Origin of the sequence: Burkholderia sp. AU15512 (assembly GCF_002223325.1) — a bacterium.
Lineage (GTDB): Bacteria > Pseudomonadota > Gammaproteobacteria > Burkholderiales > Burkholderiaceae > Burkholderia.
The window spans coordinates 426231-438463 of record NZ_NKEX01000004.1; the positions used below are offsets into that span (position 1 = coordinate 426231).

General features: G+C 68.1%; 13 protein-coding genes. 4 read left to right on the forward strand and 9 right to left on the reverse strand.

The annotated features are described in order from the left end of the window. Positions 1-34 precede the first annotated feature (34 nt). Positions 35-1162 (forward strand): SGNH/GDSL hydrolase family protein, encoded by a 1128-nt coding sequence (locus tag CFB43_RS14565; protein WP_089495547.1) that lies wholly within the window; start codon positions 35-37, stop codon positions 1160-1162. Between the two features lie 80 nt (positions 1163-1242). Here CFB43_RS14565 and CFB43_RS14570 read toward each other — a convergent pair whose 3' ends face one another. From CFB43_RS14570 to pyk, 6 genes are all read right to left on the reverse strand, one after another. Beyond that, positions 1243-2271: an L-threonylcarbamoyladenylate synthase gene (locus tag CFB43_RS14570; RefSeq protein ID WP_089426234.1), complete on the reverse strand. Its 1029-nt coding sequence runs from the start codon at positions 2269-2271 to the stop codon at positions 1243-1245. Between the two features lie 11 nt (positions 2272-2282). Then, positions 2283-3494 carry a 5-(carboxyamino)imidazole ribonucleotide synthase gene (locus CFB43_RS14575; RefSeq protein ID WP_089495548.1) on the reverse strand — a complete coding sequence of 404 codons (1212 nt, stop codon included), beginning with the start codon at positions 3492-3494 and terminating at the stop codon, positions 2283-2285. An 87-nt stretch (positions 3495-3581) separates the two neighbouring features. Continuing rightward, the gene (gene purE, locus CFB43_RS14580) at positions 3582-4103 is read right to left on the reverse strand and encodes a 5-(carboxyamino)imidazole ribonucleotide mutase (protein WP_039360624.1); all 522 of its coding nucleotides are present in this window, start codon (positions 4101-4103) and stop codon (positions 3582-3584) included. 18 nt (positions 4104-4121) lie between these two features. Continuing rightward, positions 4122-5012: a phosphoribosylaminoimidazolesuccinocarboxamide synthase gene (locus tag CFB43_RS14585; RefSeq protein WP_089495549.1), complete on the reverse strand. Its 891-nt coding sequence runs from the start codon at positions 5010-5012 to the stop codon at positions 4122-4124. Positions 5013-5235: 223 nt separating this feature from the next. Further along, on the reverse strand, positions 5236-6300 hold the full coding sequence (gene fba, locus CFB43_RS14590; RefSeq protein WP_089495550.1) for a class II fructose-bisphosphate aldolase: 1065 nt from the start codon (positions 6298-6300) through the stop codon (positions 5236-5238). A 291-nt stretch (positions 6301-6591) separates the two neighbouring features. Then, the gene (gene pyk / locus CFB43_RS14595; protein WP_039360687.1) at positions 6592-8028 is read right to left on the reverse strand and encodes a pyruvate kinase; all 1437 of its coding nucleotides are present in this window, start codon (positions 8026-8028) and stop codon (positions 6592-6594) included. Here pyk and CFB43_RS38830 point away from each other — a divergent pair. Next, the gene (locus tag CFB43_RS38830; protein ID WP_256093618.1) at positions 8027-8155 is read left to right on the forward strand and encodes a hypothetical protein; all 129 of its coding nucleotides are present in this window, start codon (positions 8027-8029) and stop codon (positions 8153-8155) included. The genes pyk and CFB43_RS38830 overlap by 2 nt on opposite strands. A gap of 157 nt (positions 8156-8312) precedes the next feature. Here CFB43_RS38830 and CFB43_RS14600 read toward each other — a convergent pair whose 3' ends face one another. From CFB43_RS14600 to CFB43_RS14610, 3 genes are all read right to left on the reverse strand, one after another. Further along, positions 8313-9509 carry a phosphoglycerate kinase gene (locus CFB43_RS14600; RefSeq protein WP_069257480.1) on the reverse strand — a complete coding sequence of 399 codons (1197 nt, stop codon included), beginning with the start codon at positions 9507-9509 and terminating at the stop codon, positions 8313-8315. A 279-nt stretch (positions 9510-9788) separates the two neighbouring features. Beyond that, positions 9789-10112, reverse strand: coding sequence for an AzlD domain-containing protein (locus CFB43_RS14605; protein WP_069248754.1), 324 nt, complete (start codon positions 10110-10112; stop codon positions 9789-9791). Continuing rightward, positions 10109-10864: an AzlC family ABC transporter permease gene (locus CFB43_RS14610; RefSeq protein ID WP_089495551.1), complete on the reverse strand. Its 756-nt coding sequence runs from the start codon at positions 10862-10864 to the stop codon at positions 10109-10111. Before CFB43_RS14610 ends, CFB43_RS14605 begins: the two co-directional genes overlap by 4 nt. A gap of 193 nt (positions 10865-11057) precedes the next feature. Here CFB43_RS14610 and CFB43_RS14615 point away from each other — a divergent pair, with 193 nt between their 5' ends. Next, positions 11058-11981: a branched-chain amino acid transaminase gene (locus tag CFB43_RS14615; RefSeq protein WP_089473488.1), complete on the forward strand. Its 924-nt coding sequence runs from the start codon at positions 11058-11060 to the stop codon at positions 11979-11981. Between the two features lie 50 nt (positions 11982-12031). Beyond that, positions 12032-12226, forward strand: coding sequence for a zinc-finger domain-containing protein (locus CFB43_RS14620; protein ID WP_006749970.1), 195 nt, complete (start codon positions 12032-12034; stop codon positions 12224-12226). Positions 12227-12233 lie beyond the last annotated feature (7 nt).

Genomic DNA, 12233 nt, shown 5'->3' on the forward strand with positions numbered 1-12233 from the left:
ACACATCAGGCCATATCTACGAGGAGATCGAACGATGCAGACACAACAACACGCACCCGCCCGCACCCGTCAGCGCATGCTGCGCACCGCGCAACTCGCGATCGCCGGCGCCGCGCTCGCGCTGCTCGCCGCGTGCGGCGGCGGCGGTGACGACAACAACAGCGCATCGAACACGCCGCCGTCGGGCGTGAAAATGCAGGTCGTGTCGTTCGGCGACAGCCTGTCCGACGCGGGCACCTACTCGCAGATCAAGCTCGGCTTCGGCGGCGGCCGCTTCACGACCAACCCGGGCCAGGTGTGGACGCAGAACGTCGCGCAGTACTACGGCGACACGCTGCAGCCCGCGAACCAGGGCGGTTTCGGCATTCCGCTGCAGGCCACCGGCGGCCTCGGCTACGCTCAGGGCGGCTCGCGCGTGACGCAGCAGCCGGGCATCGGCCACGCGGACGCCAGCGTGCCGAACCCCGATTACGCACAAGCGACCACGACGCCGATCGCCGACCAGGTCAAGCAATACGTGTCGCAGCACGGCAGCTTCAACGCCGGCCAGATCGTGCTGCTGAACGGCGGCGCGAACGACATCTTCTACCAGGTCGCGGCGCTGCAGGCCGGCGCGATCACGCCGACGCAGCTGCAGCAGAACATCGGCGCCGCCGCGCAACAGCTCGCGGGCATCGTGCAGCAGATCGTCGCCGCCGGCGCGACGCACGTGTTCGTGTCGAACGTGCCGGATATCGGCGGCACGCCGCTCGCGCTCCAGAGCGGCTCGCAGACGACCCTCACGCAACTGTCGATGCTGTTCAACGGCACGCTCGCCGCGACGCTGCAGGCACTCAAGGTCGACACGACCAAGTACGTGCTGCTCGACACGTTCACGTGGCAGGACGGCATCCTCGCGAACTACAAGGCGAACGGCTTCGCCGTGTCGAACACCGACACCGCCTGTAACCTGAAGGCGATGGTCCAGGCCGCCACGCAGTATGGCGTCGCGAACGCAACCGCATTCGGCTCGTCGCTGTTCTGCTCGCCGCAGACCTACACGGTCGCGAACGCGGATCAAACCTACATGTTCGCCGACACGGTCCACCCGACGACGCGCCTGCATGCGCTGTTCGCGCAGTTCGCGCAGTCGAAGATCGCGGCCTCGGGCGTCGGCAAGTAAGCCGCCGGCCACGCGCCCAAACGAAAACGCCCGACCGGTTTACCGGTCGGGCGTTTTTCATTCGTGAACCGCGACGGGTATCAGTCGCGCGCTTCGAACGCGGCGGCCGCGCGGCCGAGGCGATCGTTGACCGCGATCCATTCGACGGTCTCGGGCAGCTTCTCGACGAGAATCCGCGCCACCTGCGCGCGGTCGAGCGCACGCAGCATCCCGTACAGGTCGCGCGCATACGCCTGCGGATCCTCCGGCGCCGCGACGAAATGCACGCCGTCAGCCTGCGCCCAGCGTCCCGCGCGCGATGCGCGTGCGACGAGCGCGACACGCTCGCCGTCGGTCTGCGCGGCCGCGAGCAGTGGCTCGAGCGCGTCGAACGGCAGCAGCGCGAGCGGCGTGCGCGGCGCGTAGTGCGCCTTCAGCGTGCCCGACGCGCGCGGCGCGGTCGCGTCGCTGCCGTCCGGCAGTTGCGGTGCGCGACCGAGCACGGCGGCGATCTGCTGCGGCGTCACGTGCCCCGGGCGCAGCAGCGCCGGGAAACCGCGCGACAGGTCCAGAATCGTCGATTCGATACCGACTTCCGATGCGCCGCCGTCGAGCACGTGCACGGTGTCGCCAAATTCGTCGCGCACATGCTGCGCGGTGGTCGGGCTTACATGGCCGAACCGGTTCGCGGACGGCGCAGCCACGCCGCCATGCCCGCCGCGCCGCGCGCTGAATGCGGCCAGCAGCGCCTGTGCGACCGGATGCGACGGGCAGCGCAGCCCGACCGAATCCTGGCCGCCGCTCACGGCGTCCGGGATGCGCGCGTGGCGCTTCAGGATCAGCGTCAGCGGGCCCGGCCAGAACGCATCGATCAACGCCTGCGCGTCGGCCGGCAGATCGTCGGCCCAGTAGCCGGGATCGCCGCCCGGCGGCAGGTGCACGATCACCGGATGGTTCGCGGGCCGCCCCTTCGCCGCGTAGATGCGCGCGACGGCCTCGGGATTCGCCGCGTCGCCGCCGAGCCCGTAGACGGTTTCGGTCGGAAAGGCGACGAGCTGGCCCGCGTCGAGCAACGCGGCGGCCGCGTCGATCTGCGCGGCCGTCACGGCGTTCGGGAGGTCGATGGACATCGGCTGGCGTCTCAGTCGAGCGGCACGCGCAGCAGCTGCGCGCACGCGGTGGCCGCGGCAACGGCTTCGTCGCGCGTTTCGGCCGTGAAGTTCACGTGGCCCATCTTGCGGCCGATGCGCGCGTCCTCCTTGCCGTACAGGTGCAGGTGCGCGGTCGGCATCGCCGCGACCGTGTCCCACGGCGGCGTGACGGCATCGGCCGCCGCACCTACGCCGGCCGCACCGTTCGGGAACCACACGTCGCCGAGGATGTTCAGCATCGCGGCCGGCGAATGCTGGCGCGGGTTGCCGAGCGGCATCCGCGTCATGGCACGCACCTGCTGCTCGAACTGGCTCGTTGCGCACGCATCGACCGTGTAGTGGCCTGAATTGTGCGGGCGCGGCGCCATCTCGTTCGCGACGAACGAACCGTCTTCCAGCACGAAGAATTCGACGCACAGCACGCCGACGTAGCCGAGCGTATCGGCGATCCGCACGGCGGCCTGCTGCGCCGCTTCGACACGCGCGGCATCGGCGGCCGGCGCGGGCACAACGGTCAGCGCGAGGATGCCGTTGTGGTGCACGTTCTGCGCGAGCGGGAACGCAGCCGAGCGGCCGTCCGCGCCACGCGCGATCAGCGCCGACACCTCGTATTTCAGCGGCAGGCGCTTTTCGAGCACGCACGGCACGCCGTTCAGCGCCGCATGCGCGTCGCGCACTTCCTGCGCGGTGCTCACCCGCACCTGGCCCTTGCCGTCGTAGCCGAGGCGCGCCGTCTTCAGGATGCCCGGCAGCACCGCGTCGAGCGCGGCATCGTCGAGCGCGGCGAGCGCCGCCGACGATTCGATCACGACGTGCGGCGCGACGGGCACGCCCGACGCTTCGATGAAGCGCTTCTCCGCGATCCGGTCCTGCGCGACCGCGACGCAGCGGCCGGCGGGCGCGACGAACGTCGTGCGCGCGAGGAAATCGAGGCTCGCGGCCGGCACGTTCTCGAACTCCGTCGACACCGCGTCGCACAGGTCGGCCAGTTCGGCGAGCGCGGCTTCGTCGTCGTAGGCTGCGCGCAGGTGGCGGTCGGCGACCGCGCCGGCGGGGCTCGTCGGATCGGGATCGAGCACGGCGACGCGATAGCCCATCGACTGGGCGGCAAAGCAGAACATGCGGCCGAGCTGGCCACCGCCGACCATGCCAAGCCACGCGCCGGGCAGGATCGGGGAAACGGAATCAGGAGTTGCGGTCATGTCAGTGGTCGGTCGCGGCGGGCGCTGCCCGCCGCAGTGGGAAGGTCAGGCAGCCGCTCGAATGGCAGGGCGGCCGCCGGTGCGCCGTCATTCCAGCGGCGGCAGCACCATCGCGTGCGCGGCTTCGTTCTGGCGCACGCGGAACGCGGCGAGCCGGTTCGCATAGTCGACCGAGTTGCCGGACAGGATCGACACCGCGAACAGCGCGGCGTTCGCAGCGCCGGCCTCGCCGATCGCGAACGTCGCGACGGGCACGCCCTTCGGCATCTGCACGATCGAGTGCAGCGAATCGACACCCTTCAGGTACTTGCTCGCGACCGGCACCCCGAGCACCGGCACCGTCGTTTTCGCGGCCAGCATGCCGGGCAGGTGCGCGGCGCCGCCGGCGCCCGCGATGATCGCGCGCAGCCCGCGCTCGCGCGCCTTCTCCGCATAGTCGAACATCTCGTCGGGCATCCGGTGCGCGGACACGACCTTCGCTTCGTACGGCACGCCGAATTCCTGCAGGATGGCGACCGCATGCTTCATCACGTCCCAGTCGGAACTCGAACCCATCAGCACGCCGACGAGCGGCGCGCTGTGCGTGTGGGCGGTCTGGACTTCACTCATTTCGTGCGTTCCTTCTTGTCAGGCCAGCGACTGGCCCGTGATGCGCTCGAGCGCTTCCTGGTACTTCGCGGCCGTCTTCTCGACGACGTCGGCCGGCAGTGCCGGTGCCGGCGCCGTCTTGCCCCACGGCTGCGCCTCGAGCCAGTCGCGCACGAACTGCTTGTCGAACGACGGCGGGTTCGTGCCGACTTCGTACTGGTCGGCCGGCCAGAAGCGCGACGAATCGGCGGTCAGCACTTCGTCCATCAGGTACAGCTGGCCGTGGTTGTCGAGGCCGAATTCGAACTTCGTGTCGGCGATGATGATGCCGCGCGTGGCCGCGTAGTCGGCCGCTTCCTTGTACAGCTTGATCGAGATGTCGCGGATCGTCGCGGCCAGCTCGGTGCCGATGCGGCGCTCGGTTTCCTCGAACGTGATGTTCTCGTCGTGCTCGCCCATCTCGGCCTTCGCGGCCGGCGTGAAGATCGGCTCGGGCAGCTTCTGCGCGTTCTGCAGGCCTTCCGGCAGTTGCACGCCGCACACGGCGCCCGACGCCTGGTATTCCTTCCAGCCGCTGCCGGCCAGGTAGCCGCGCACGACCGCTTCGATCATGATCGGCTCGAGGCGCTTGACGACCACGCCGCGGCCCTTCACCTGCTCGACCTCGTCGGCCGCGACAACCGCTTCCGGCGCGTCGCCCGTCAGGTGGTTCGGCACGATGTGCGCGAGCTTGTCGAACCAGAAGTTCGCCATCTGGTTCAGCACGCGGCCCTTGTTCGGAATCGGCTCGCCCATCACCACGTCGAATGCCGACAGGCGATCGGTCGTGACGATCAGGAGCTTGTCGTTGCCGACCGCGTAGTTATCGCGGACCTTGCCGCGACCGAGGAGCGGCAGCGAGCGGAGCGTGGATTCGTAGAGGGTAGACATCGTCTTTTCGCAGATAAGGAGCCAAACAAAAAGGGAAACGCCGTTCCCCGCGGCAGGCGGGAACGGCGGTCTTGCAATACGTCGGCGAACCGCCGGGCGACGGCGCCCGGGCGGTTGCCGGCCGGCCCTCGTTCGGCCGGACGGAGCGGCTGCGGGGCCGGATCAGATCCGGCCGGACAGCCTTGCCGTTGCCCACATCGGGCGCGGCAATCGTACTACAGTCTCAGCGCACGACCTGTGCGAGCGCGCCGGACTTGTACTGCTCGGCGATCTTGTCGAGCGCTACCCGCTTGATCTTGCCGGCCTGGCCTTCGCAGCCGAACGCGAGGTAACGGTCGACGCAGACCTGCTTCGCCGCTTCGCGCGCCGGCTTCAGGTAGTCGCGCGGATCGAACTTGCCCGGGTTCTCGAACAGGTAGCGGCGGATCGCACCGGTGATCGCCAGACGCAGGTCGGTGTCGATGTTGATCTTGCGCACGCCGTGCTTGATGCCTTCCTGGATTTCCTCGACCGGCACGCCGTAGGTTTCCTTCATGTCGCCGCCGAATTCGCGGATCTCGGCCAGCAGTTCCTGCGGCACCGACGACGAACCGTGCATCACCAGGTGGGTGTTCGGGATGCGCGCGTGGATTTCCTTGATGCGCTGGATCGACAGGATGTCACCCGTCGGCTTCTTCGAGAACTTGTACGCGCCGTGCGACGTGCCGATCGCGATCGCGAGCGCATCGCACTGCGTGAGCTTCACGAAGTCGGCGGCCTGCTCCGGATCGGTCAGCAGCTGCTCGCGGGTCATCGTGCCTTCCGCGCCGTGGCCGTCTTCCTTGTCGCCCTTCATCGTCTCGAGCGAGCCGAGCACGCCGAGTTCGGCTTCGACCGTCACGCCGATCGAGTGCGCCATCTCGACGACCTTGCGCGACACGTCGACGTTGTACTCGTACGATGCGACCGTCTTGCCGTCGGCTTCCAGCGAACCGTCCATCATCACGCTGGTGAAGCCGCTGCGGATCGCGGCCATGCAGACTGCCGGCGACTGGCCGTGATCCTGGTGCATCACGACCGGGATGTGCGGGTACGACTCGACTGCTGCTTCGATCAGGTGGCGCAGGAACGGCTCGCCCGCGTACTTACGCGCGCCGGCCGATGCCTGCATGATCACGGGCGCGCCGACCTGGTCCGCCGCCGCCATGATCGCCTGGACCTGTTCCAGGTTGTTCACGTTGAAGGCCGGCAGGCCGTAACCGTGCTCTGCCGCGTGGTCCAGCAATTGACGCATTGATACGAGAGGCATTGTGGAACTCCATGGAATGAAAACCGGTGCGCCCTGACGCCGGCGCGGCGCTCGCTCCCGGTCGAACCCGGGGTGGCGCGGCGCGGCTGAGCGTCGAATAGCCGCATTTTATCGCGAAGCGCCTCCGATTCCGACCGCCCGGTGGCGCCGACTCGCAATTTGTTACGTTCGCACGGCACAATGCGGGCAAAAATGAGAAAAAAAGCCGCGCGGGGCTTCGACCCCACGCGGCTTTCGCGCGAAAAACGGTGCCGGATCGATTTTTCAGCCGACCCGAGCTTCAGCGGGCGCTCAATAGTGCTCGCCGACCCGCACGATCTTCAGCGTGTTGGTGCCGCCCGCCTGCCCCATCGGCTCGCCGACGGTCAGCACGACCATGTCGCCATGCTGCACGTAGCCCTGCTTGACGACGATCTCGAGCGCCGCCTGCAGCGCCGAGTCGCGGTCGCTGTTGAAGTCGACGTGCAGCGGCGTCACGTTGCGGTACAGCGCCATCGTGCGCTCGCTGCCGACACGCGGCGTCAGCGCGAAGATCGGCACGTGCGTGTAGTGACGCGACATCCACAGCGCGGTCGCGCCCGATTCGGTCAGCGCGATGATCGCCTTCGCACCCAGGTGGTACGCGGTGAACAGCGCGCCCATCGCGATCGACTGGTCGATCCGCGTGAACGTGCGGTCGAGGAAATCCTTGTCCAGCTCGACTTCTTCCGACTTTTCCGCCTCGACGCACACGGCCGCCATCGTTTCGATCGTGACGACCGGGTACTTGCCGGCAGCCGTCTCGGCGGACAGCATCACCGCGTCGGTGCCGTCGAGCACCGCGTTCGCGACGTCCGACACTTCCGCGCGCGTCGGCACCGGCGCGTGGATCATCGATTCCATCATCTGCGTCGCGGTGATCACGAGCTTGTTCGACTCGCGCGCCATCCGGATCATCCGCTTCTGCAGCGCCGGCACGGCCGCGTTGCCCACTTCCACCGCGAGGTCGCCGCGCGCGACCATGATGCCGTCGGACGCGTCGAGAATGCTTTGCAGCGCCGGAATCGCTTCCGCGCGCTCGATCTTCGCGATCATCTTCGGCTTGATGCCGTACGGCGCGCCCGCGATGTTCGCGAGCTGGCGCGCCATTTCCATGTCGGTCGCGTTCTTCGGGAACGACACCGCCACCAGGTCCGCGCCGAGCGACATCGCGGTGCGGATGTCTTCCATGTCCTTCGCGGTCAGCGCGGGCGCCGACAGGCCGCCGCCCTGGCGGTTGATGCCCTTGTTGTTCGACAGCTCGCCGCCCACCTTGACGATCGTGTGGATCTCGTCGCCGAGCACGCGCTCGACGGTCAGCACGATCAGGCCGTCGTTCAGCAGCAGCAGGTCGCCCGTGCGCAGGTCACGCGGCAGTTCCTTGTAGTCGAGCCCGACGCGCTCGTCGTTGCCCAGCTCGCAGCCCGCGTCGAGGATGAAGGCCTGGCCCGGCTCGAGCGTCGTCTTGCCGTTCTCGAACTTGCCGACGCGGATCTTCGGGCCCTGGAGGTCGGCCATGATCGCGATCTCGCGGCCGACCTTGCGGGCGGCCTCGCGCACCATCTCGGCGCGCTGGCGGTGATCGTCGGCCGTGCCGTGCGAAAAATTGAGCCGCACGACGTCGAGGCCCGCCTGCATCATCTGCAGCAGAATCTCCGGCGAACTGGAAGCCGGGCCGATCGTGGCGACTATCTTGGTGGCGCGCTGCATGAAACTCCTCATCTGGATCAAGGTGGATGCGCTGGGTGAAACGCTGCGAGAGCCGGAAGCGGCAGGCCCAGCGGCCGCCGCTCCGGGGGGCGTGCCGGTGCTTGCGCCCGGCATCGCTTTGTTCTGAATCTCGTGGTGCTGCTCGGCCGCGTCGCCGGCGGCCGCCGGTGCGCGCGGGGCGGTGTTCGCCCGCGCGGGCGCGCGTTTGCGCTTGCCCGCGCCGGCCGGCTGCTCCGCTTTCGCGGAGCGCACGGCCTTCGTCACCCCTGCGCGCGCCGCCACGCTCAGGCCGCCCGCGTTTCCAGCACTTCCACCGCCGGCAGCTTCTTCCCCTCGAGGAACTCGAGGAAAGCGCCGCCGCCCGTCGAGATGTAGCTGACCTGGTCATGGATGCCGTACTTCGCGATGGCCGCGAGCGTGTCGCCGCCGCCCGCGATCGAGAACGCGGACGATTTGGCGATCGCTTCCGCGAGCGTCTTGGTGCCGTTGCCGAACTGGTCGAACTCGAACACGCCGACCGGGCCGTTCCACACGATCGTGCCGGCCTTCTCGAGCTGGCTCGCGAGCGCCTTGGCGGTATCCGGGCCGATGTCGAGGATCATGTCGTCCGCTTCGATGTCGGCGACCTGCTTCACCGTGGCCGCGGCCGTCGGCGAGAATTCCTTGGCCGTCACGACGTCGGTCGGGATCGGCACCGACGCGCCGCGCTCGCGCGCTTCGTCGATGATCGCCTTCGCCTCGTTGACGAGGTCGGCTTCCGCGAGCGACTTGCCGATCGACAGGCCGGCCGCGAGCATGAACGTGTTCGCGATGCCGCCGCCGACGATCAGCTGGTCGACCTTGCCGGCGAGCGACTTCAGGATCGTGAGCTTGGTCGACACCTTCGAGCCGGCGACGATCGCCACCAGCGGGCGGGCCGGGTTGCCGAGCGCCTTGCCGAGCGCGTCGAGTTCGGCGGCCAGCAGCGGGCCAGCGCACGCGACCGGCGCGTACTTCGCGATCCCGTGGGTGGTCGCTTCCGCGCGGTGCGCGGTACCGAACGCGTCGTTCACGTACACGTCGCAGAGCTTCGCCATCTTCTGCGCGAGCTCGTCCGAATTCTTCTTCTCGCCCTTGTTCACGCGGCAGTTCTCGAGCAGCACGACCTGGCCCGGCGCGACGTTCACGCCGTTCTCGACCCAGTTCGACACGAGCGGCACGTCACGGCCGAGCAGCTCGGCGAGGCGCTTCGCGACCGGCGCGAGCGAATCTTCCGGCTTGAATTCGCCCTCGGTCGGACGGCCGAGGTGCGACGTGACCATTACGGCCGCGCCGGCGTCGAGCGCGGCCTGGATGGCCGGCACGGACGCGCGCACGCGCGTGTCTTCGGTGATGTTGCCCTGGTCGTCCTGCGGAACGTTCAGGTCGGCACGGATGAATACCCGCTTGCCGGCGAGCTGGCCGGCGGCGATCAGGTCGGTAAGACGCTTGACTTGGCTCATGTTGAACAAATTGAAGTAGTGGATGGGGAAAGGGGGTTCACGCTGGACGTGCGCGGGCTGCCGCGAAAGGGCGCCGGATGCGGCCGTGGCTGGCGGTTCGCATGACGCGCACGGGTAAAAAATCTCGAACGGGCATTCTAGCCGATCCATCCGGCAGACTGACCCGCGGGCGGCGAATTCCGCCTATTTGGGATCGCGCGCGGAAACGGACCCATTGCTGCAACGCAGTAATGCACGCGCGCAGGCGGCCGGCGCCCGGCGGGCCTGAGCGGCGGCCCATCAGAAGACCAGGCGCAGCGCGGTGAAGACGAGCATCCCGACGACGATCGTGCCGAGCATGCTGCGCCGCCACAGGAACCAGCCGAGGCCGGCGAGCGCCGCGTAGAACGGATGGTTGGACAGCGCGAACGACAGCCCGGCCGGCGTTTCGAGCACGTCGGGCAGCACGACGGCGACCAGGGCCGCCGCCGGCGCGTAGCGCATCGCGCGCTGCGCGCGCTCGGGCAGCACGGTGCGTTCGCCGCCGATCAGGAACAGCGCGCGCGTGACGGCCGTGACGATCGTCATCCCGATGATGACGATCCAGATTTCCGTCGCGCTCATTCGATTTCCTTTTCGGGCACGGTTTCGGTGCGGATGCGCCGCCAGTCGGCCCGCTCGACGAAGAAATCGGCCGTGCAGCCGGCCGCGAGCGCGGCGAGCACCGCGAGCGGCAGCGCGAGCCGGTACGGCAGGTCGAACGCGATGAGCGACACGATACCGGCGACCGCGACGGCCGCGAGCGTCGAGCGGTTCGCGACCGCCGACACCATGATGGGGATCAGCGCGAGCGTGCCGGCCAGTTCCAGCCCCCAGCTCGCGGGAAAGAAGCTCGCGAGCAGGATGCCGGCGAGCGACGACACCTGCCACGACAGCCAGCTCGCGAGCGCCATCCCCCAGAAGTACGCTTCCTTGCCGGGCACGTGGCCGTACGCGAAGCCCTGTTTCTGGAACAGCAGGTAGATCACGTCGCCGTTGAAATAGCCGATCGCGAGGCGCCGCCACAGCGGCAGGTAGGAAAAATGGGGAGCAAGCCCGGCGCTGAAGATCACGAAGCGCGTGTTGACCATCGCGGCCGTGAGCAGGATGGTCCAGATCGGCAGCTTCGCCGCGAGGAGCGGCAGCACCGCGAGCTGCGACGAGCCCGCGTAGACCAGCAGCGACATCGCGCTCGCCTGCCAGAGTGTCATGACCGACTTGCTCATCGCGATGCCGGTGACGAGCCCCCACGAGAAAATCGCCATCAGCGTCGGGGAATAGTCGCGCGCGCCCTGGATCAGCGCGAAGCGGTCGGTGGCGGACAATCGAGCGAGCATGGGAAGCGGGCCGCAGCGGGCGGTTCGTCGGGGCGCCGGCGCCTCCTGCCGGGTCGACCCGTCGTTATTGGAATCGGTACCGGGCGATTATAGCGCCGGCCCCGCGCCGACCGACCGGATCGCCTTCAAATGACGCTAAAATATGCGTCTTTCCGGCTCAACGCTGCATACAACCGCATCCCAGGAGAAATCTATGTCAATGGCCGACCGCGACGGCAAGATCTGGATGGACGGCAAGCTGATCGACTGGCGCGACGCCAAGATCCACGTCCTGACCCACACGCTGCACTACGGCATGGGCGTCTTCGAGGGCGTGCGCGCGTACAAGTCGGCCGACGGCAGCACCGCGATCTTCCGCCTGTACGAGCACACGAAACGTCTGCTGAATTCGGCGAAGATCTTCCAGATGGACGTGCCGTTCGACCGGGAAACGCTCGAAGCCGCGCAGCTCGAAGTCGTGCGCGAGAACCAGCTCGAGTCGTGCTACCTGCGCCCGATCATCTGGGTCGGCTCGGAAAAGCTCGGCGTGGCCGCGAAGGGCAACACGATCCACGTCGCGATCGCCGCATGGCCGTGGGGCGCGTACCTCGGCGAGGAAGGCCTCGCGAAGGGCATCCGCGTGAAGACGTCGTCGTTCACGCGCCACCACGTGAACGTGTCGATGGTGCGCGCGAAGGCGTCGGGCTGGTACGTGAACTCGATCCTCGCGAACCAGGAAGCCACCGCCGACGGCTACGACGAAGCGCTGCTGCTCGACGTCGACGGCTACGTGTCGGAAGGCTCCGGCGAGAACTTCTTCCTGGTGAACAACGGCAAGCTGTACACGCCCGACCTGTCGTCGTGCCTCGACGGCATCACGCGCGATACCGTCATCACGCTCGCGAAGGACGCCGGCATCGAGGTGATCGAGAAGCGCATCACGCGCGACGAGGTCTACACGGCCGACGAGGCGTTCTTCACCGGCACGGCCGCTGAAGTCACGCCGATCCGCGAGCTCGACAACCGCACGATCGGCAGCGGCGCGCGCGGCCCCGTCACGGAAAAGCTCCAGTCGGCGTTTTTCGATATCGTGTCGGGCAAGAACGCGAAGTACGCGAACTGGCTGACGAAGGTCTGAGCGCGCTGCGCCACCGACCGCCCCACAAAAGAGTGATAAGAGAAAGTCTCATGAGTGAAATCAAGGAAATGCCGCTGGTCGAGCTGACGGCCAAGGATCTTCCCGCGTACTGCCCGAACCCGGCCATGGCGCGCTGGAGCGCCCACCCGCGCGTCTTCATCGACGTCTCGCACGGCGAGGCACGCTGCCCGTACTGCGGCACGCGCTACAAGCTGCGTGACGGCGAGGTCGTCAAGGGCCACTGAGCCCCGG

Excerpts from the sequence above, each read along its gene's own strand:
- CFB43_RS14565 (WP_089495547.1), top strand. The coding sequence starts at position 35 with ATGCAGACACAACAACACGCACCCGCCCGCACCCGTCAGCGCATGCTG.
- CFB43_RS14570 (WP_089426234.1), bottom strand. The coding sequence starts at position 2,271 with ATGTCCATCGACCTCCCGAACGCCGTGACGGCCGCGCAGATCGACGCG.
- CFB43_RS14575 (WP_089495548.1), bottom strand. The coding sequence starts at position 3,494 with ATGACCGCAACTCCTGATTCCGTTTCCCCGATCCTGCCCGGCGCGTGG.
- purE (WP_039360624.1), bottom strand. The coding sequence starts at position 4,103 with ATGAGTGAAGTCCAGACCGCCCACACGCACAGCGCGCCGCTCGTCGGC.
- CFB43_RS14585 (WP_089495549.1), bottom strand. The coding sequence starts at position 5,012 with ATGTCTACCCTCTACGAATCCACGCTCCGCTCGCTGCCGCTCCTCGGT.
- fba (WP_089495550.1), bottom strand. The coding sequence starts at position 6,300 with ATGCCTCTCGTATCAATGCGTCAATTGCTGGACCACGCGGCAGAGCAC.
- CFB43_RS38830 (WP_256093618.1), top strand. The coding sequence starts at position 8,027 with ATGAAACTCCTCATCTGGATCAAGGTGGATGCGCTGGGTGAAACGCTG.
- pyk (WP_039360687.1), bottom strand. The coding sequence starts at position 8,028 with ATGCAGCGCGCCACCAAGATAGTCGCCACGATCGGCCCGGCTTCCAGT.
- CFB43_RS14600 (WP_069257480.1), bottom strand. The coding sequence starts at position 9,509 with ATGAGCCAAGTCAAGCGTCTTACCGACCTGATCGCCGCCGGCCAGCTC.
- CFB43_RS14605 (WP_069248754.1), bottom strand. The coding sequence starts at position 10,112 with ATGAGCGCGACGGAAATCTGGATCGTCATCATCGGGATGACGATCGTC.
- CFB43_RS14610 (WP_089495551.1), bottom strand. The coding sequence starts at position 10,864 with ATGCTCGCTCGATTGTCCGCCACCGACCGCTTCGCGCTGATCCAGGGC.
- CFB43_RS14615 (WP_089473488.1), top strand. The coding sequence starts at position 11,058 with ATGTCAATGGCCGACCGCGACGGCAAGATCTGGATGGACGGCAAGCTG.
- CFB43_RS14620 (WP_006749970.1), top strand. The coding sequence starts at position 12,032 with ATGAGTGAAATCAAGGAAATGCCGCTGGTCGAGCTGACGGCCAAGGAT.